A 17,029-nucleotide genomic window follows, 5' to 3' on the forward strand; every position below is an offset into this window, starting at 1 on the left:
CAGGATCGCACCCGCCACTGACAGCCGCCCGGCCACGGCGTCCGACCGCCCGAACCGCCGGGCGGTGCCCGTCAGGCGCCGACGGTGCCGTCGACGCCCTCGCGCAGGAGGTCGGCGTGGCCGTTGTGCCGGCCGTATTCGAGCAGCACGTGGATCATCACCATGCGCAGGGAGACCTCCTCGCCCCACCGCGGCTGGTGCCCGGCGAGGTCCAGGCTCCCGGCCTCGCGTTCCAGACGCCGGGAGTTCTCCACCTCGGCCTCCCAGGCCGTGAACGCCTCGGCCCTGGTCGAGCCGCTCGCGTCGTAGGCGGCCTGGAAGTCGACGGTGTCCGACCAGACCATCGGGGCGTCGCCGTCCTCGAACACCCGGCGGAACCAGGCCCGCTCGACCTCCGCCATGTGCCGGACCAGACCGAGCAGGGACAGCGTCGACGGCGGCATCGACCGTTCCCTGAGCTGTTCGTCCGTGAGCCCCGCGCACTTCATCGCGAGCGTGGCGCGGTGGTAGTCGAGGAACGCCCGCAGCGTCTCCCGCTCGCCGCCGCGGTGAGGCGGGCCGATCCGGTCGTCGGTGGTCATCTGCGCTGCTCCTCGCCGAAGGGGTGGTGCGTGCGGGACGAGAAGCTACCGCCCTGCCCGTCGGCCGGCTCCGGGCGGCCCCGCCGCTCGGGCCAGGACAGCGTGTGGCAGCGGGTCGAGGCGCGGAGGAGGTCCGGGAGAGCCGTGCCGATCCGGGCGGCCCTCGCCCTCGGGGACGCGCGGAGCGCGCGGGCATGGGAAGAGGTCCGGTGCCGGGCACGGGGGAACGCCGGCACCGGACCTCGGTTGAAGATTGTACTAGGGCTTGAGGGGTGTTCGATCACCACACCCGCGTGCGGCCTATCCCGCACGCGCGCGCCAAGCTGCGATCAGCCCCCAGGGGGCCGTCGCTCCGCGGTGAGCGAGGCCACCACGACCCCGACGAGGCACGCCCAGACCACCGCCGTACCGCCGACGGCGCCCCAGCCGACCACGCCGAGCAGCACCGCCAGGGTCGCACCGGTGCCGAGCGCGCGGCGGTCCGTGACGAACGCCCACGCACGCCGGCCGGTGCCGGGTTCGCGCAGCTCCAGCACCGCCGCCCGGCACACCAGCGCCGCGGCGACGATCACCGCCGTCATCGCGGTCGGATCCATGGCACCCGCCTCTCCCCCACCATGCTCGCCCATGACGCGCGCCTCGGCGCCCCCACGGCACGGACAAGGCCGCGCGGCCACCGGGGCGGAGGGTCCCGGAGCGCGCAAGGACGCACGGCCCACCCGCGCCTTCGGGCCTGCGTACGATGCGACCGGAACGACGACGAGCGGGGGAACGCCCATGCGGGACACGGCCGGTGACGACGAGGGCGTGGTGCTGTACTGGCGCCCGATGTGCGTCTTCTGCATCAGGCTGCGCCTGCGGCTGCGCTTCAGCCGCCTGCGCTACACCAAGGTGAACATCTGGCGTGACCCCGACGCGGCGGCGTTCGTCCGCTCGGTGGCGAACGGGTTCGAGACGGTCCCGACGGTCACGGTGGCCGGACATGCCCTGGTGAACCCGTCCAAGCGGGAGCTGTGGGAGGCCGTGGAGCGCCACGCGCCGCAGGCCCTGGGGCACTGAAAGCCGCGGACCCTGCGACACCGAGGGGGCGATCGGGCTCGTCCGGACCGGTCGCCGCAGCCGCCGGGCGCCCCGGCGGCGTCCCTCCGGATCAGGCGGCCAGGAATGCCTCGATGGCCGCGGCGAGCGCCTCCGGGGTCTCCTCCGGGGCGTAGTGGCCGGCCTCGGGAAGGACCTCCAGCCGGGCGTTCGGATACCACTGGAGCCAGCCGGCCGTCATCGCCGCCTCGCCCAGCGCCGGGTCGTGGGCGCCGACGACGAGCAGGACGGGGGTCGGGTTGTCCTTGACCCGGTGGTGGAAGTCCGTGCGGGACCAGGAGTCGAGGTAGGCCCGGAAAGCGGTCGCCGAGGAGCGCGCCAGCGAGCGTTCCACCAGCGCGTCCAGCCAGGCGTCGTCGTAGCGGCCGCCGGTGGTGGTGTCGATGATGACGCGCCGGTTCGCGGGCTCCTCGGCGGCTCCGGCGAACAGCTCCCAGCTCTCGCCGTCGAGCGGGAACCCCGCGGCCGAGACCGGCGAGATGCCGACCAGCGAGCGGACCCGGTCGGGTGCGTCGAGCAGCATGAGCTGGGCCGCCTTGCCGCCCATCGAGTGCCCGATCACCGAGAAGGAGTCCCAGCCCAGGTCGTCGGCGACGGCCAGCGCGTCCGCGGCCACCTCCTCCATGGTGAACTCGCCGTCGGAGTCGATGGCCTCCCCGTAGCCTCGGCAGTCGACGAAGGCGTAGGTGCCGGTGTCGCCGTCCAGGTGGGCCCGGAGCGGAGCGAAGCTCGTCCGGTCGCCGAACCAGTTGTGGAGCACGAGGGCCCGCCCGGGCCCGCTCCCCTGCACGTCGTACGGCAGAACCCGACCCGACATCACGCCCCCTGGTCACGAGGTGAATCGCCCGGCACACCCGTCGTGGCCGTTCGGCTACCGAGTGTGGCGAGTGCCGGCGGCCGGGTCAACGGTGCCGCGTGTGGAACGCCTGTCCAGGGCTCACGGTGGCAGTCCGCGGACCCCGGCGAATCCCGCGCGCTGCGGGCAGGGGTCGAGATGCGCCGTACGGCGGCCCGGGAGCATGCTGGCTGTGTGACGACGCACGGCACGGCCGGGCCCGTCCCGTCGGCGGAAGACGGAGGCACGCCCCCCGCGGCGCCCCCCGACGGGCCGGTGTGGCGCGGGCAGCAGCCCCACGGCCCGCTGCGCGACGAGCTGCCGCTGGTTCTGGCCGAGGCGGCGCTGCGGACGATCGAGGCCGTCGGAGGGTACGCCGGCGGTGTGTACCTGCGTTCCGGCACGCCGGGGCTGCTGCGGCTCGCGGTGCTCGCCGGACTGCCCGGCCCACTGTTCCGGCCGTGGTGGCGCATGCACGTGAACCGGCCCTTCCCGGTGGCGGAGGCCTACCGCTCCGGACAGCCCGTGCACCTGGCCGACGTCGAGGAGGCCATGCGGCTCTTCCCCCAGTTCGTGGCGAGCCTGCCGTTTCCCTTCGGTTCGTTGTACGCGCCCGTCGTCAGCGGCCGTGAGCGCTTCGGGGTCCTGGTGGTACTGCGCGCGCCCACCGCCGGCGTTCCGGTCAACTCCCGCGACCGCGGTCGTCTGCTGCGCGAGGCGGAGCGGCTCGGCACGGCCCTCGGGAAGCTCACGGCCGAGGGCACGCCCGTGTCCTGGTCGACCGAACCGGTGTGCGTCCAGCTCCCGTCGCCCGGGATGAAGCCGGTGCGGATCGGCTACTTCGACTGGAATCTGGACACCGGCGTCGTCACCGTCGACGAGGGGCTGCGGGCGATCATCGGAGACGGCGAGGAGTTCCCCGGCACCATCGCGGCCCTCACGGCCCGCCTGGCACCGGAGGACACGTACGCCCTGTGGACGATGGCGCGCCGGGCCGCCGGTTCGGGCGGACCGGTCGCGCGCAGGATCCGGCTGAAGGGGCCCGACGGCGGGCTGCACCTCCTGGAGGTCTCCGCCCGCGCGTCGCCCCCCGAAGGTGCCGCGGACCGGTCCGGGGGCCGGGGGCGCTTCCTGACCGGATCCCTGGTCGACCTGGGCACCGGCCTCATCGGGTCGGACGCCACGGACCGGCTGCCCCGGGCCATTCTCGCGATCGACCGGCTCGGCCGGATCACCTACGTGAACCACCTCGCGGAGGCGCTCCTCGCCGAGGCGCGCGGCACGCTCGCCGGGCGAAGCCTGTGGCAGGTCATGCCGTGGTTCGACCACGCCTCCCACGAGGAGGAACTGCGGGCGGCACTGCTGTCCGAGGAACCCCGGTACTTCCAGGCCCGTACGACGGCGGGCCAGTGGCTGTCGGTCTCCCTCTATCCGGGGCACGACGGCGTGACCATCGTGCTCCTCCCGGAAGGGGACCCCGCGTATCAGCCGGGCTCCGTCACCCGTCGCGACGCGGGGCTCGGCTCCGCCGCCGACCAGGCGTCCGCCCTGTACCGGCCGGTGGCCCTGGCCATCGCCCTCACCGAGGCGGTCACGGCACGCCAGGTCTCGGCCGTGGTCACCGACGAGCTGCTGCCCGCGTTCGGCGGCCGTCAGCTGGCGATCTACCTGCTGAGCGAGCGTCACCTGTACCTGGCGTGGGAGACCGGCTTCCCCAAGGGATTCCTGGAGCCCTTCGAAGGCGTGGGCCTGGACGCCCGGATGCCCGGCGTGGAGACCCTCACCACCGGCCGGCCCCTCTTCTACGAGTCGATGGAGCAGCTCGGCAAGGCGTATCCGGGCCTCCCGCTGGACTCCCACTCCGGCGCCCGGGCGTTTCTGCCGCTGATCGCCTCCGGCCGTCCGGTCGGCTCCTGCATCCTCGGCTTCGAGCGGCCGCGCGGCTTCAGCCCGGAGGAACGCACGGTGCTGACGGCCCTGGCGGGACTGATCGCGCAGGCGCTGGAGCGCGCCCGACGGTACGACTCCGAGGCCGCCCTGGCCCGGGGGCTCCAGGACGCGCTGCTGCCGGGCCGCCTCCCCGTCTGCGCCGGCTACGACACGGTGGCCCGGTACCTGCCCGGCACGCAGGGCATGGAGGTAGGGGGCGACTGGTACGACGTCATCGAGACCGCGGACGGGCTGCTGGCCCTGACCATCGGAGACGTCCAGGGCCACGGGGTCGCCGCGGCGGCGACCATGGGGCAACTGCGCAGCGCGGTGCGCGCCTTCGCGCTCGGCGGTCTGGCTCCGCAGGACGTCGTCCAGGGCACCAACCGGCTGTTGATCGACATGGATCCGGGGCAGTTCGCGAGCTGCTGCTACATCCTGCTCGACCCGGAGACGGGGGCCGCTCAAGGCGTGCGGGCCGGTCACCCGCAGCCGCTGCTGCGCCGGCCGGACGGGACGACGGAGGTCGTGGACCTCGCGGGCGGTCTGGTGCTGGGGATCGACGGCGGCGCCACCTACCCCGTCACGGAGCTGGAGCTGGAACCGGGCGCCGTGCTCGCGCTGTTCACGGACGGCCTGGTGGAGAAGCCCGGCATGGACATCGACGACGGCATCGAACGACTGCGCCGCACCTTCGCGGCGTCGAGTTCGGGACCGCTCACCGAGACGGCGGACCGGCTGATCCGCCAGGCCAGCCAGACGACCGACCGCGCCGACGACATCGCCCTGCTGCTGGCCGCCCGTTGGACCCGCCCGTCCTGACGCCCCGTACGCGGGACGGGGAGGCAGGAGTTCGTGAACCGGCCGGCGGTGGTCACCAGGCCGGTTCACGTCCTGACCGGCCCCAGGGCCGCCCGCCCCTCAGGAGCGGTAGCTGTCGCCCATCGTCGGCGGCGTGTTGTGCGCCGAGATCGACGAGAACGACGTGCGGTCGTTGTGCGCCTGGACGCGCCGCGCCTGCTCGATCAGCAGGCCGTCGGCGTTCTCGGTCGCCCTGTTACCCCGCCGCAGCAGGGTGAAGGCGAGCAGCACCGCCACCGCGCCCAGGACCCCGAACAGTACGAGTACCGATCCCATGTCGAACTCCCCCGTGTCACCGAGCCGTCGGCCGGCTCGCCTACGACTCACCGTAATCCGTCCGGTGATCACGGAGAAGCGGTTCGGCGAGGGGATTCGGTCCCGGCCCCGGCGCGCCGACGCCCGTGCAGGCGGGCTTCGGCACCTCGTGCGGGCGGACGGGCGTTCACCCGGTCGGCCTCGTGGCGCTGGTCGCGCGCGCCGGGCCCGGCCAGGCTGGGCCCATCACTGCAGGCAGCACGAGGAGGACGAGTGCAGCAGGACAAGCAGCCGGAGTACGGGCCCGTGGTCTTCCGCGACCGCTCCGCCGGGTTCGCCTTCCTGACCCGGTCCACGGCCACCAGCCCGGAGACGATCGAGTGGGACGACGGCAACACCTACCCCGTGGTCGACGTCGAGATCTCCTCCGAGAGCCACCCCTTCTACACGGGCAAGGCGCGGACCGTGGACGCCGAGGGACGGATCGCGAAGTTCGAACGGCGCTTCGGCGAGGAGAAGTAGTCCGTCAGGTTCGCGGGGCACCCCTGTCGCGGGGAGCTCTGCGTCCAGGCTTCCGCGACTCCCGTGGGGAGGGCGTGACCCGTCCCGGTAAACCGGTCAGAGGGTGACCGGTTCTGCTTTCAGGATGACGTCATGACCACAGCGGGGCACCCGGCCCCGTGCGCGGAGAGGCGGAATCATGATCGTTGTCACGGGCGCTTCGGGGAACGTCGGACGGCCGCTGGTGGCGGCCCTCGCGGCGGCGGGCGAGCAGGTCACGACGGTGAGCCGGCGGCCCCCGAACGGCCCCCTGCCGCCGGGGGTACGCCACCGGGCCGCCGACCTGTCCCGGGCCGCCGACCTCAAGGCGGCCTTCGAGGGGGCCGACGCCCTCCATCTGCTGGTGCCCGGCGGGGGCGGGACACTCGACCCGCGGGACATCGTGGACACGGCGGCCGCCTGTGGTGTGCGCCGCATCGTCCTGCAGTCCTCGCAGGTCACCGGGACCCGGCCGGAAGCCGCGTCCCACGCCGTCCTGCGGGAGTTCGAGTCGGCGGTCCGCGCGTCCGGCATGGTGTGGACGATCCTGCGGCCCGGCGGCTTCGCCTCCAACGCGTTCCTGTGGGCGGACTCCCTGCGCTCGGCGCACACCGTCGCGGCCCCGTTCGGCGACGTGGCCCTGCCGGTGGTGGACCCCGCGGACATCGCCGAGGTCGCCGCCGCGGTCCTGCGCGGGGACGGGCACGCCGGCCGGACGTACGTGCTCACCGGGCCCGCGGCCGTCTCCCCGCGCGAGCAGGCGGCGGCGTTCGCGGAGGTCCTGGGCACGTCCGTGCGCTTCGACGAGCTGAGCCGGGACGAAGCCCGCGCGGGGATGCTCCGGTTCATGCCGGAGCCGGTCGTGGAGGGGACGCTCTCGGTCCTGGGCGAGCCGACCGCCGAGGAGCGCCGGGTGAGCCCGGACGTCGAGCGGGTCCTCGGCCGCCCGGCCCGGCCCTTCTCCGCGTGGGCCGAGCGGAACGCGGGAGCCTTCCGCCGGGCCTGACGCGCGGTGAGGGACGTCGCCCGACATCCGGCACCACCGGCGACCTCGGCACCACCGGCGACCTCGGCACGATCGGCGGGACGCCCCCTAGGGTGTGCGGGTCGGGTCGGTGCGAGAACGGTGTGATGGCGGGGGTCGGGCGTGCGGGAGTTGTTCCTGGCGGACGCGCGAGGATACATGCGGTGGATCGAGTTGCCGGGGGAAGGACCGGTCCGGGTCTGTCTGCACGGCCTGGGATGCACGGGCGCGTCCGACTTCGCGCACGTCATGACGCATCCCGCCCTGGCCGGCGGCAGGACGCTCCTGGTGGATCTGCTGGGTTTCGGACTGAGCGACCGGCCGCGGGAGTTCGGTTACGGCATGGCTGCGCAGGCCGCGGCCGTGGCGCAGGTCCTCGACCACCTGGGCCTGACGGGCGTGGAACTGATCGGGCATTCGATGGGCGGCGCCGTCGCCGTGCGGCTCGCCGCCTCCCGCCCCGATCTGGTGGCCCGGCTGGTGGTGGCGGAGCCGAACCTCTACCCCGGGGGCGGGATGTTCAGCAGCCCGGTCGCCGCGCAGGACGAGGAGACGTTCGTACGTGACGGCTTCGCGAGGATGCTGGCCGCCGTCGACCGGCCGGACTACGCGGCGCGGCTGCGTCTGGCCGACCCGTTGGCGGTGCACCGGAGCGCGGTGGCCCTGGTCGAGGGAGCCGCGCCGCCGGAGGGTGAGCTGTTGGCGGGGCTGGACCGACCGCGGGCCTTCCTGGTCGGCGAGTACAGCCTGCCGGACGCGGACGCGGAGCGCATGGCCGCGCTGGGGGTCCCCGTGTTCGTGGTCCCGAAGGCCGGCCACAATCTCATGATCGACAATCCGGAGGGCTTCGTGACGGCGCTGGTCGCGGGCCTCTCGGCCGACGCTCCCTAGGGCGCGTCTCCCGCCGCGGGCGGGAGAAGGGACGCGGAACGCGCGACCGCCCCGGCCCGGCAGACGGGTGGGGCGGTCGGGTGCAGTCCGCTCAGGGATGCAGCGACGTCAGGCCTTGTCCTCGACGACGCCGGAAGCGGCGACGGCGATCTTCGCGCTGGTGGCGCCGGACCGGGAGCCCAGGCCCTCGATCTTCTTGACCAGGTCCTGGCCCTCGACGACCTCGCCGAAGACGACGTGCTTGCCGTCGAGCCAGTCGGTCACGATGGTGGTGATGAAGAACTGCGAGCCGTTGGTGTTGCGGCCGGCGTTCGCCATCGACAGCAGGTACGGGCGGTCGTGCTTGAGCGTGAAGTTCTCGTCGGCGAACTTCTCGCCGTAGATGCTCTTGCCACCGGTGCCGTTGCCGTTGGTGAAGTCACCGCCCTGGAGCATGAACTCGGGGATGACACGGTGGAACGGGGAGCCGGCGTAGCCGAAGCCGTGCTGGCCGGTGGCGAGCTCACGGAAGTTCTGCGCCGTCTTCGGGACGACGTCGTCGAACAGCTGGAAGACGATCCGGCCGGCCGGCTCGTCGTTGATGGTGATGTCGAAGTAAACGTTGTTGCTCATGGGGACATCCTGTCATTCCTGTCCCGTCCTCGCGCGCACGGGCTGCCGCTTGTCGGGACCCACCCGGCCCACACTTCACCCGGCTGCCCCACGGAGCGGGGGTGCGGGATCCCCGTATCCCGGCGCGGGTACGGGGATCCGAGGCGTCGTCAGGCCGACGCGCCGCCGTCGAGCGCGTGCAGGGCACCGTCGGTGGGAAGCGGGGCGGCCTCCTCCAGCAGGGAGCCGAGGGCCGTGTCGTTCTGCAGGAGCCCGGTGGCTCCGGCGGCGCCGGTGTCGGCCGAGGCGTTCGGCGGCGGGCTGACGAGGGCCGTGACGACGCCGGCCGCGAGGGAGGCGATGGCGAGCATGCTGCGCTTCTTCATGCCCTGGTCAACTACCGGGAGGCCCGGGGGGTTACGGCCTCGGGGTGGGGCGAAATGATTCAGCGGGTCGGACGGGTCCGGTGCGGGTTTCGGCCGGGGGCCGGTCCGACGCCGGCGCGGGCCCGGCGGGGCGCCCTGGAAGGGGCCGGCGAGGCATCACCGTCGCCGATCGGGACGCCGGCCCGCCCCCGCCCCGCGCCCTCTCTCGACATGCGGCGCAAAATATCTGAAAACACGTGATTCACCCGCAACCGGACAAGGTGTGCGGCACGTCTTCCCCAGTGACACCAGAGTCCCCGCAGCACGAGAAATGGGGGACGTCATGCATCACCGTCCACGCCTCGCGGCCGCCGCCGCCGGAATTCTGCTGGCCGCCGGGATCGGAGCCACGATCCCCGCCGACGCCTCCACCACCCCGTCACGGACGGCCGGGCCGCCCACGACGGCCTTGGTCACCAACGCCCGCTGGGGCGGGCACCCCACCTTCGACCGGCTGGTCGTGGACGTCCGGGGGGCGATGCCTCCGGTCACCGTGAAGCCGGTCACCGTCCTGCGGTACGACGGCTCGGGGCACCGGGTCCCGCTTCCCGGGAAGCACTTCCTGGAGATCAAGCTCTCCCCCGCCGCCGCCCACGACGCGTCCGGCAGGTCCGTCTACCACGGCCCCCGGCTCGCGAAGATCAACCTGCCCGCGCTCAAGGGTGTCGCCCTGACCGGCGACTTCGAGGGCGTGGTCACCCTCGGGGCCGCCTTCGACACCAAGCCGCACTTCAAGACCTTCACGCTGCACTCGCCCGAGCGCCTCGTGGTCGACATCGCGCATCCGGTCGGCTGCCGGCGCTGAGCGGCGGGTACGAGCCCGACGGCCGGCCCCCCTCGGCGCGACCCGCCCGCCCTCACGCGCCGTCCGGATCCCGGCCCGCCCCACGACCCTTCCCCGGGCCGCGGGGCGGCGGGTGCGGGGCGTCGGCCGGGAGGTGCTCGGGCGGCAGGCGGTCGATCCGGCGCCGGAGCAGGTGCTCGTGAGCCAGCCGGCCCACCAGGGCGCCGCCGTAGACGACGAAGCCGACCCCGACGAGCCAGGACTGCAGGACGAGGACGGTACCGAACTGCCCGTAGGTCACCGCGTTCGAGGCGATCAGCGGGGAGAAGACGAACTGGGAGAAGACCCGCAGCCCGAGCAGCCCGAGAGCCGTGAAGAGCGCCCCCGGGGCCAGGGCGCGCCAGCGGATGCGGCCGCAGAGCAGGAAGCGCTGCGACCACCAGAAGAAGAAGAACGTGCCGACGACGTCACCGACGGTGACGAGGGCGGTGACGCCGGCGGGGACGTCCTCCGGCGGCGGACCGGCGACGAAGAGGAGGAGGGCCGCGACCAGCACGGCGAGCCACACGACGTGGCGCCACATGGTGTGCCAGCGGGCGGTGGGCAGGTCCCAGGCCCGTTCGTACCCGGTCTGGACGGCGGATCCGAAGGTGACACCGAACGCGGCCAGCGCGGCGAGTCCGAACGCGGTCGTGCGCTGGAGCGCCTGACCGGGCTTGCCGAAGAGTTGTTCGACCTCCTCCTGCGAGACCTCGGAGACGCCGAGGCCCTGGACGAGCCAGCGGGCGAAGCCCTGCCCGCTGGCCAGGTCGGCGGCGGCCACGACGATGAGGAGGGGGACGAGGGTGAGCAGGCTGAGCGCCGCGAAGCCCATCGCCCGGTGCATGAGTTCCATCTCGCGCCCGCGGTTCCAGGCGAGCCCGACGACGGACGTCAGGACGGCCCTGTGGAGCCGCTGGAGCCCGTGACCGGTCTCGGCGGGGGCACGGTCGCGGGGGGCACCGGAGGTGGGGGGCATGCCACGGGGAGTACCCGCCGGACGCCGGGAACTCTCCGCCATGCCGCCGAACGGGGGGTCTCGCGTCCCCGCGGCCGGCGCGGGCCGGCGGTCGGGTCCGACCGCGCTCCCGGGCCGCGGGCGGCCCTCAGGAGACGAGCGGGCGGGCGGCGGGACCCGGGCGCACCGAGACGTCGAAGGGGCTGAGCGTGGCGCGCTCGTCACCCTCGCACACGACGACGACCCGCACGGGAGCTCCGCAGTCGGTGTGCCGGATCTCCAGGGCGGGCCCTTCGGGATCTCCGGCGTGGATGTCCCCCCACTGCTTGAGGGCGAGCAGCACCGGCCACAGGTCGCGCCCCTTGGCGGTCAGCCGGTACTCGGACCGGGTGCGGGCGCCGGGCTCGCGGTAGGGCTCGGCGCGCAGGATCCCGGCGGCGACGAGTTTGCGCAGCCGGTCGGCGAGGACCGCCTCCGACAGACCGAGGTGCCGGCGGAACTCCTCGTAGCGGCGTACGCCGTTGAAGGCGTCGCGCACGATCAGGAGGGACCACTTCTCGCCGACGAGGTCGAGCGAGCGGCGGACCGGGCAGTTCTCGGTGTCCATCTCCAGCCACTTCACCCGCTCACTCTACCGAGCTGGCTACGTCGTTGACAGTCAGCGGGAGGGCGGTCTAGCTTCGATCTTCACAGTCAGCCGGTCGGACGGAACGGAGCGACGCGGGATGAAGCGGTCACGCACGGTCGAGTGGGAGGACGCCGCGGCCACCGCGAGAGCGGCGGGCACGATGGCGGGACTCGACTTCCTGCGGGAGCTCGCGGCCGGGAGGCTGCCCGGGCCGCCCATCGGGGCGCTGCTCGGCTTCGCGCTGGAGGAGGTCGAGCACGGGCGGGCGGTGTTCACCTTCGAGCCCGGCGAGGAGCACTACAACCCGATCGGCAGCGTGCACGGCGGCGTCTACGCGACGCTGCTGGACTCGGCGGCCGGCTGCGCGGTGCACTCCACGCTGCCGCAGGGGATGGCGTACACCTCACTGGACCTGTCGACCCGCTTCCTGCGGCCGATCACGCTGGGCACGGGCAAGGTCCGTGCGATCGGCACGGTGATGAGCCAGGGCCGCCGCACGGCGCTCGCCGAGGCGGGGCTCTACGACGCCTCGGACCGGCTCCTCGGGCACGCCACGAGCACCTGCATGATCTTCCCGGCGGGGTGAGACCGCCGGAGCGTCGACGTCACTCCGGCGGGGGCGGGTGTGTCGACGTCACTCCGGCGAGGGGCGGTGCGTCGGCGCCCGCGCGCCGCGACGCCGGTCCGGGACCCGCGCCCGTACGGCTCCGGTGTCCGACAGCCGTCCGGAACCCGTATCCGTCGGTCTCGGCGCCTCAACCCCCGTACGGCGCCACCCGCGTGCGCGTGCAGTCGTCCGGCAGGGTGTGCATGCCCCGGGTGGACGCCTGGAGGGCCGCGCTCACCAGGGTCGCCAGCAGGTCGATGTCCGAGCCCATGTCCAGATGGACCGTCACCCAGCCGGATCCGGCCCGCAGTCGTACGGCGCTGGACCCGAGGAGAGCGGGCCGCAGCTTCGCGATCATGGCCCGGGTCAGGTGCACGTCCGCCTCGTGTTCCCCGTGGAAGTGCACGATCTCCTGCGTGGCGGTACGCAGACCGAGCTCTGCGCCGCACCGGGCGCGGTCGGCGGTCAGCGAGGGCCAGCTCATCAGACGTTCACTGGCGTGCCTGGCTGTGTTCATACCGAGGAGCGTGCCGGGACCGGCGACCCGGCACAAGCGTCCCGGCGAAAGAATTCCGCCGAGGCGCGAAATCGATCCTGGTCGTGTGACGGGGTGGTGACGGTGGGGCACGCGTGAGGTCCGAACACCCCTGCACAGAGCGCGATTCGGGCCTTGAGGTCCGGCGCCCGCCCCGGCCGGGCGGACGGCCGGAAACGAGGACCGACGACCCTCTTCACGCCACGAGCCCCTCGGTTCACCGGCCCTTCCCTACTCGGGCGCGGGACGCTCGCGGATCCGGGCGGCGAGCACGGCGACGTCGTCCTCGGCGTGCCGGGCGTCGAGGCGCGCGAGGACCTGGCGGACGACCTCCTCGGGACCCGAGCCGGCGGGGAGACGGAGGGCCGCCAGGCGGGCGAGCGAGTCGTCGATGTCCTCGCCGCGCCGCTCGACGAGACCGTCCGTGAAGAGCAGGAGCGTGTCGGCCGGTGTGACCTCGCGGGTCAGCGGCTCGTATCCGCCGAAGCCGGTGCTCAGGGGCGGACCGACCGGGAGGTCCACGAGTTCGGCGGAGCCGTCGGCGGTGAAGACCACCGGGGGCAGGTGTCCGGCGCTGGCGAAGGTGGCGGTGCCGCGCGCCGGGTCGATCCGGATGAGCAGGCAGGTGGCCGGACGACGCGACCCGTCCTCCGCGACGACGGAGTCGAGGTGGCGCAGCACCCGGTGCGGCGGAAGGTCCGTCGAAGCGACGTCCCGCAGCGCCGAGCGGTAGGCGTTCATGTCCACGGCGGCGTCGAGGCCGTGGCCCATCACGTCTCCGACGACGAGCAGGCTGCGGCCGAAGTGGAGGCGCACGGTCTCGAACCAGTCGCCGCCGACCAGGGTCCTCGGACCGACCGGGAGGTAGCGGCCCGCGATCTCCAGATTGGGGTGCGGCCGGCCGGGCTCGGCGACCAGGGCCTGCTGGAGGTGCAGGGCGGTCTGCTCGGTCGCGGCGAGACGGCGCGCGTGGCCGAGGTGGACGCCGGCCAGCCGGGCGGCGTGCGCGACCAGGGCCTCCTCGTGACCGGTGAAGCCGCCCGCCGAGCGCACCGCGAGGACGGCGCCGAGCCGCGGGCCGCCGGGCGCGGCCAGCGGGGCGTGCACGACGTGGACGGGCCGGCCGGCGGAGTACGTCCACCACGATCGGCCGGAGTCCGCTCCGGCGGCGTCCGGAGCCGGTTCGGAGGTGCGGCCGCCGTGCGGGGGGACGCGGGCGTGCTCGCCCGGCTCCGTCGGCGGCCGGTCGGGGGCGGGCGTGTCCGTCCGGCCGGTCCCGTACAGCCCGGTGCCGGGGTCCACGCGCGGCTCCAGCCGGTCCACGAGCGCGGCCTCGCCCGCGACGGCGACACGACGGGGCGGTCCGCCGTCCTCCGGCCGGACGTCCACGGCGACGGCCTCGACGCCGTGCCGGTGCAGGAAGGAGGCCAGTTCCCGGCAGACGCCGGGCTCGTCCGCGCTCGTGCCGATGGCTCCGGCGGCTTCCTCCATGGCGCCCAGCCGGGCCAGCACCGCGGCGTGCTCCTCGGCCAGGGAGACGCGCGTCCCCGCTCGCTCCGACACGACACCTCCACCCGGTGCGAAGGATCCGGACAGCGCAGCCCCCTCCATTGGACCAGCGGCCCCGCTCGCCCGCGCGTCGCACGCGTCCGACCTGCGACGCCGTACGGCGGGTGAAGCTCTGGCCATGTTCCGACAGGGCAACGCTACGCCGCGCGCCCGCTCCCGGCCGAAGCCGAGGTCCCTGCCGTGCCGCGGCAGGTCGTCGCCCGACTCCCCCGACTCCCGTTCCGCCCCCGCGCCCGGTCGCCACGGGTGTCGACCGGGCGTCCGGACCGACGGCGCCGGCCGCCGTGCGTGCGTCGGCCGGCGACCCGCGGACCGTGGACGCGACCGCCGCCCCCGCCCGTGACGTTGGCCGCAATCCTCGCCGAGGTGGTTGTCGGGTGCTCGCCGAACTGATCGAGTACGCATGGCTACCCGCCAGTAAGCGATCCTGCCGCTCCGGGGAGAACAAGCAATGACGACCGGGTACTTCACCTCCGTCGACGATGTCGCCGAACGCCTGGCCGCGATCGGCTACCTGGCCTCGCCCGCCGTCGCCACCACCGTCTTCCTCGCCGACCGGCTGGGCAAGCCGCTGCTCGTGGAGGGCCCCGCGGGGGTCGGCAAGACCGAACTGGCCAAGGCGGTCGCCCAGGTCGCGGACGCCCGCCTGATCCGGCTCCAGTGCTACGAGGGCGTCGACGAGGCGCGTGCCCTGTACGAGTGGAACCACGCCAAACAGTTGCTGCGCATCACGGCGGGCCGCGACGAGACCTGGGACGAGACGCGGACGGACATCTTCAGCGAGGAGTTCCTGCTCCCCCGCCCCCTCCTCACCGCGATCCGCTCGGCCGACCCGACCGTGCTCCTCGTCGACGAGACCGACAAGGCGGACATCGAGGTGGAGGGGCTGCTCCTGGAGGTGCTGAGCGACTTCCAGATCACGGTTCCCGAGCTCGGCACGATCTCGGCGACCCGGCGCCCCTTCGTCGTCCTCACCTCCAACGCCGGCCGCGAGCTGTCCGAGGCGCTGCGCCGCCGTTGCCTGTTCCTGCACATCGGCTTCCCGGAGGAGGAGCTGGAGCGGCGGATCGTGGCCATGAAGGTGCCGGGGATCGACGAGGCGCTGGCCGCGTCCGTCGTGCGCGTGGTCGGCGCGCTGCGGGCGATGGACCTGCGCAAGGCGCCGTCGGTGGCGGAGACGATCGACTGGGCGCGGACCCTGCTCGCCCTCGGCGCCGACCGCCTCGACGAGACCGTCGTCCGCGACAGCCTGGGCGTGATCCTGAAGCACCAGGACGACATCCTCAGGGCCGCCGCCAAGCTCGACCTGGACGCGGTGTGAGCACGCCGGGCGGCCCCGGGCCCACGGCGCCCACCGACGAGGATCCGCGCGCGGCCGCGGACGCGGCCCAGCGGGCGGGCGGTGACGCGTGTCCGACCACGGCCGGTGTCCGGGACGCGCGGGCGGCCGGCGACGGGAACCCGCGTGCCGCCGGAGCGGCGGATCCCGGCGGCCTCGGCACCCGGGGCGACGGCGCGGGGCACCGGCTCACCGGGCTGGTGCAGGCACTGCGCGCGCACGGCGTCGGCATCGGTACCGGCGAGACCGTGGACGCGGGGCACGCGCTGGAGGCGGTCGGCTTCGCCGAACGGGAACGGATGCGGGAAGCGCTCGCGGCCACGCTGCTCCACCGGGAGGGGCAGCGTGCCCTCTTCGACCGGGTCTTCGACCTGTACTTCCCGCAGACCGCCGGCGCCTCGTCCTCGGGCCCGTCCGAGGACTTCGACACGGGCACGCTGCGCGAGCGACTCGCCGCCGCGCTCGCCGCCGACGACCGGCAGGCGATGAACATGCTGGCCGGCGAGGCCGTCGGTGGCCTGGGAGCGTACGGCTCCTCTCCCGGATCGGACGGCTGGTCCTCGTACCAGACCCTCGCCCGGCTCCGGCCCGAGACCCTGCTCGCGCGGGTCAGGGCCGCCGTCCGCGAGGCCGCCCCCGACGACGGGACGGAGTTCGCCGACCGTCTCACCGACGACGAGATCCGGCGCCGCATCGAGGCGTTCCGCGAGCGGGTACGGACCGAGGCGCGCCGCCGGGTCGCCGAGCGGCAGGGCCGTGACCAGGTCGCCCGGCGGGCCGTGGCGGGCACCGCGGACACCGTCGACTTCCTGCTCGCCGGCCGTGAGCAGCTCCTGGAACTGCGCAGGACCGTGCAGCCGCTGGCCCGCCGGCTGGCCACCCGCCTGGCAGCCCGGCGGCGGCGCGCCGCACGCGGGACGATCGACCTGCGGCGGACACTGCGCGGCTCCCTGTCGACGGGCGGGGTGCCCATGCGTCCGGTGCTGCGGCGTCGCCGCCCCGGGCGGCCGGAACTGGTGCTGCTGTGCGACGTCTCCGGCTCGGTCGCCGGTTTCGCGAACTTCACGATGCTGCTGGTACGGGCGTTGCACGACCAGTTCAGCCGGGTACGGGTGTTCGCCTTCGTCAACCAGGTGGACGAGGTGACCGGACTGATCGCGCAGGGCGCGCCCGACCCCGCGGGCCTCGGGGCGCGGATCCTCGCGGAGGCGGCGCTGACGAGCTGGCACGGGCAGAGCGACTACGGGACGGCCCTGGGCGAGTTCGCCGAGCGCTACGCCGACGCGGTCGGACCGCGCACCGCCGTCTTCATCCTCGGGGACGCCCGGACGAACAACGCCGACCCCAACCTCGCGGCGCTCCGGCTGATCGCGGACCGGGCCCGGAGGGTCTTCTGGCTCAACCCGGAACAACCCTCGCTCTGGTCGACCGGCGACTCGGCGGCCCTCGCCTACGCCGAGCTGGTCGAGATGCACCCGTGCCGCAACGCGCGGCAACTCGGCGACCTCGTCGGCCGCCTGCTCCCCGTGTGAAAGGTGCC

Annotated in this window: 19 protein-coding genes; 9 read left to right on the forward strand and 10 right to left on the reverse strand. The window is 74.0% G+C overall.

Annotation, left to right across the window (positions count from 1 at the left end):
• Positions 1-71: 71 nt before the first annotated feature.
• Positions 72-581: a DinB family protein gene (locus ACGFZF_RS19175; RefSeq protein ID WP_393555561.1), complete on the reverse strand. Its 510-nt coding sequence runs from the start codon at positions 579-581 to the stop codon at positions 72-74.
• A 329-nt stretch (positions 582-910) separates the two neighbouring features.
• On the reverse strand, positions 911-1,177 hold the full coding sequence (locus ACGFZF_RS19180; RefSeq protein WP_393555563.1) for a hypothetical protein: 267 nt from the start codon (positions 1,175-1,177) through the stop codon (positions 911-913).
• Positions 1,178-1,358: 181 nt separating this feature from the next.
• Here ACGFZF_RS19180 and ACGFZF_RS19185 point away from each other — a divergent pair, with 181 nt between their 5' ends.
• Positions 1,359-1,640 (forward strand): glutaredoxin domain-containing protein, encoded by a 282-nt coding sequence (locus ACGFZF_RS19185; RefSeq protein WP_393555565.1) that lies wholly within the window; start codon positions 1,359-1,361, stop codon positions 1,638-1,640.
• A 91-nt stretch (positions 1,641-1,731) separates the two neighbouring features.
• Here ACGFZF_RS19185 and ACGFZF_RS19190 read toward each other — a convergent pair whose 3' ends face one another.
• The gene (locus tag ACGFZF_RS19190; protein WP_356604822.1) at positions 1,732-2,496 is read right to left on the reverse strand and encodes an alpha/beta hydrolase; all 765 of its coding nucleotides are present in this window, start codon (positions 2,494-2,496) and stop codon (positions 1,732-1,734) included.
• Positions 2,497-2,673: 177 nt separating this feature from the next.
• On the opposite strand from ACGFZF_RS19190, the gene ACGFZF_RS19195 reads away from it, so the two are divergent.
• Positions 2,674-5,265 (forward strand): SpoIIE family protein phosphatase, encoded by a 2,592-nt coding sequence (locus ACGFZF_RS19195; protein ID WP_393555568.1) that lies wholly within the window; start codon positions 2,674-2,676, stop codon positions 5,263-5,265.
• Positions 5,266-5,364: 99 nt separating this feature from the next.
• On the opposite strand, the gene ACGFZF_RS19200 is transcribed toward ACGFZF_RS19195, so the two are convergent.
• The gene (locus ACGFZF_RS19200) at positions 5,365-5,580 is read right to left on the reverse strand and encodes a hypothetical protein (protein WP_393555570.1); all 216 of its coding nucleotides are present in this window, start codon (positions 5,578-5,580) and stop codon (positions 5,365-5,367) included.
• 252 nt (positions 5,581-5,832) lie between these two features.
• On the opposite strand from ACGFZF_RS19200, the gene ACGFZF_RS19205 reads away from it, so the two are divergent.
• From ACGFZF_RS19205 to ACGFZF_RS19215, 3 genes are all read left to right on the forward strand, one after another.
• On the forward strand, positions 5,833-6,081 hold the full coding sequence (locus ACGFZF_RS19205) for a type B 50S ribosomal protein L31 (RefSeq protein WP_356604828.1): 249 nt from the start codon (positions 5,833-5,835) through the stop codon (positions 6,079-6,081).
• A gap of 178 nt (positions 6,082-6,259) precedes the next feature.
• Positions 6,260-7,105: an NAD(P)H-binding protein gene (locus ACGFZF_RS19210; RefSeq protein ID WP_393555572.1), complete on the forward strand. Its 846-nt coding sequence runs from the start codon at positions 6,260-6,262 to the stop codon at positions 7,103-7,105.
• 177 nt (positions 7,106-7,282) lie between these two features.
• Positions 7,283-8,014 carry an alpha/beta fold hydrolase gene (locus ACGFZF_RS19215; protein ID WP_393555574.1) on the forward strand — a complete coding sequence of 244 codons (732 nt, stop codon included), beginning with the start codon at positions 7,283-7,285 and terminating at the stop codon, positions 8,012-8,014.
• Positions 8,015-8,122: 108 nt separating this feature from the next.
• Here ACGFZF_RS19215 and ACGFZF_RS19220 read toward each other — a convergent pair whose 3' ends face one another.
• Positions 8,123-8,626, reverse strand: a complete 504-nt coding sequence (locus ACGFZF_RS19220) for a peptidylprolyl isomerase (protein WP_393555576.1) — start codon at positions 8,624-8,626, stop codon at positions 8,123-8,125.
• Between the two features lie 149 nt (positions 8,627-8,775).
• Positions 8,776-8,991, reverse strand: coding sequence for a hypothetical protein (locus ACGFZF_RS19225; RefSeq protein ID WP_147979695.1), 216 nt, complete (start codon positions 8,989-8,991; stop codon positions 8,776-8,778).
• Positions 8,992-9,313: 322 nt separating this feature from the next.
• On the opposite strand from ACGFZF_RS19225, the gene ACGFZF_RS19230 reads away from it, so the two are divergent.
• Positions 9,314-9,835: a hypothetical protein gene (locus ACGFZF_RS19230; protein ID WP_393555578.1), complete on the forward strand. Its 522-nt coding sequence runs from the start codon at positions 9,314-9,316 to the stop codon at positions 9,833-9,835.
• A 52-nt stretch (positions 9,836-9,887) separates the two neighbouring features.
• Here ACGFZF_RS19230 and ACGFZF_RS19235 read toward each other — a convergent pair whose 3' ends face one another.
• A complete protein-coding gene (locus tag ACGFZF_RS19235; protein WP_393555580.1) occupies positions 9,888-10,832 on the reverse strand; it encodes a YhjD/YihY/BrkB family envelope integrity protein in 945 nt (314 codons plus the stop codon).
• 127 nt (positions 10,833-10,959) lie between these two features.
• The gene (locus ACGFZF_RS19240) at positions 10,960-11,433 is read right to left on the reverse strand and encodes a winged helix-turn-helix transcriptional regulator (RefSeq protein ID WP_393555582.1); all 474 of its coding nucleotides are present in this window, start codon (positions 11,431-11,433) and stop codon (positions 10,960-10,962) included.
• A gap of 103 nt (positions 11,434-11,536) precedes the next feature.
• Here ACGFZF_RS19240 and ACGFZF_RS19245 point away from each other — a divergent pair, with 103 nt between their 5' ends.
• Complete coding sequence (locus tag ACGFZF_RS19245) at positions 11,537-12,025, forward strand: PaaI family thioesterase (RefSeq protein WP_356779130.1); 489 nt, start codon at positions 11,537-11,539, stop codon at positions 12,023-12,025.
• Between the two features lie 169 nt (positions 12,026-12,194).
• On the opposite strand, the gene ACGFZF_RS19250 is transcribed toward ACGFZF_RS19245, so the two are convergent.
• Positions 12,195-12,563 (reverse strand): luciferase family protein, encoded by a 369-nt coding sequence (locus tag ACGFZF_RS19250; RefSeq protein WP_393555585.1) that lies wholly within the window; start codon positions 12,561-12,563, stop codon positions 12,195-12,197.
• 249 nt (positions 12,564-12,812) lie between these two features.
• Positions 12,813-14,144: a PP2C family protein-serine/threonine phosphatase gene (locus ACGFZF_RS19255; protein WP_393555587.1), complete on the reverse strand. Its 1,332-nt coding sequence runs from the start codon at positions 14,142-14,144 to the stop codon at positions 12,813-12,815.
• Between the two features lie 457 nt (positions 14,145-14,601).
• Between ACGFZF_RS19255 and ACGFZF_RS19260 the strand changes: the two genes are divergently transcribed.
• Positions 14,602-15,471 (forward strand): AAA family ATPase, encoded by an 870-nt coding sequence (locus ACGFZF_RS19260; protein ID WP_393555589.1) that lies wholly within the window; start codon positions 14,602-14,604, stop codon positions 15,469-15,471.
• 218 nt (positions 15,472-15,689) lie between these two features.
• On the forward strand, positions 15,690-17,021 hold the full coding sequence (locus ACGFZF_RS19265; RefSeq protein ID WP_393555633.1) for a VWA domain-containing protein: 1,332 nt from the start codon (positions 15,690-15,692) through the stop codon (positions 17,019-17,021).
• Positions 17,022-17,029 lie beyond the last annotated feature (8 nt).

This window comes from Streptomyces sp. NPDC048338 (genome assembly GCF_043201055.1).
Lineage (GTDB): Bacteria > Actinomycetota > Actinomycetes > Streptomycetales > Streptomycetaceae > Streptomyces.

Bases quoted from the DNA above. Each gene is read 5' to 3' on its own strand.
- ACGFZF_RS19245 (WP_356779130.1), top strand. From the start codon at position 11,537: ATGAAGCGGTCACGCACGGTCGAGTGGGAGGACGCCGCGGCCACCGCG.
- ACGFZF_RS19225 (WP_147979695.1), bottom strand. From the start codon at position 8,991: ATGAAGAAGCGCAGCATGCTCGCCATCGCCTCCCTCGCGGCCGGCGTC.
- ACGFZF_RS19195 (WP_393555568.1), top strand. From the start codon at position 2,674: ATGCGCCGTACGGCGGCCCGGGAGCATGCTGGCTGTGTGACGACGCAC.
- ACGFZF_RS19210 (WP_393555572.1), top strand. From the start codon at position 6,260: ATGATCGTTGTCACGGGCGCTTCGGGGAACGTCGGACGGCCGCTGGTG.
- ACGFZF_RS19215 (WP_393555574.1), top strand. From the start codon at position 7,283: ATGCGGTGGATCGAGTTGCCGGGGGAAGGACCGGTCCGGGTCTGTCTG.
- ACGFZF_RS19185 (WP_393555565.1), top strand. From the start codon at position 1,359: ATGCGGGACACGGCCGGTGACGACGAGGGCGTGGTGCTGTACTGGCGC.
- ACGFZF_RS19230 (WP_393555578.1), top strand. From the start codon at position 9,314: ATGCATCACCGTCCACGCCTCGCGGCCGCCGCCGCCGGAATTCTGCTG.
- ACGFZF_RS19235 (WP_393555580.1), bottom strand. From the start codon at position 10,832: ATGCCCCCCACCTCCGGTGCCCCCCGCGACCGTGCCCCCGCCGAGACC.
- ACGFZF_RS19200 (WP_393555570.1), bottom strand. From the start codon at position 5,580: ATGGGATCGGTACTCGTACTGTTCGGGGTCCTGGGCGCGGTGGCGGTG.
- ACGFZF_RS19175 (WP_393555561.1), bottom strand. From the start codon at position 581: ATGACCACCGACGACCGGATCGGCCCGCCTCACCGCGGCGGCGAGCGG.
- ACGFZF_RS19260 (WP_393555589.1), top strand. From the start codon at position 14,602: ATGACGACCGGGTACTTCACCTCCGTCGACGATGTCGCCGAACGCCTG.
- ACGFZF_RS19250 (WP_393555585.1), bottom strand. From the start codon at position 12,563: ATGAACACAGCCAGGCACGCCAGTGAACGTCTGATGAGCTGGCCCTCG.
- ACGFZF_RS19220 (WP_393555576.1), bottom strand. From the start codon at position 8,626: ATGAGCAACAACGTTTACTTCGACATCACCATCAACGACGAGCCGGCC.
- ACGFZF_RS19180 (WP_393555563.1), bottom strand. From the start codon at position 1,177: ATGGATCCGACCGCGATGACGGCGGTGATCGTCGCCGCGGCGCTGGTG.
- ACGFZF_RS19190 (WP_356604822.1), bottom strand. From the start codon at position 2,496: ATGTCGGGTCGGGTTCTGCCGTACGACGTGCAGGGGAGCGGGCCCGGG.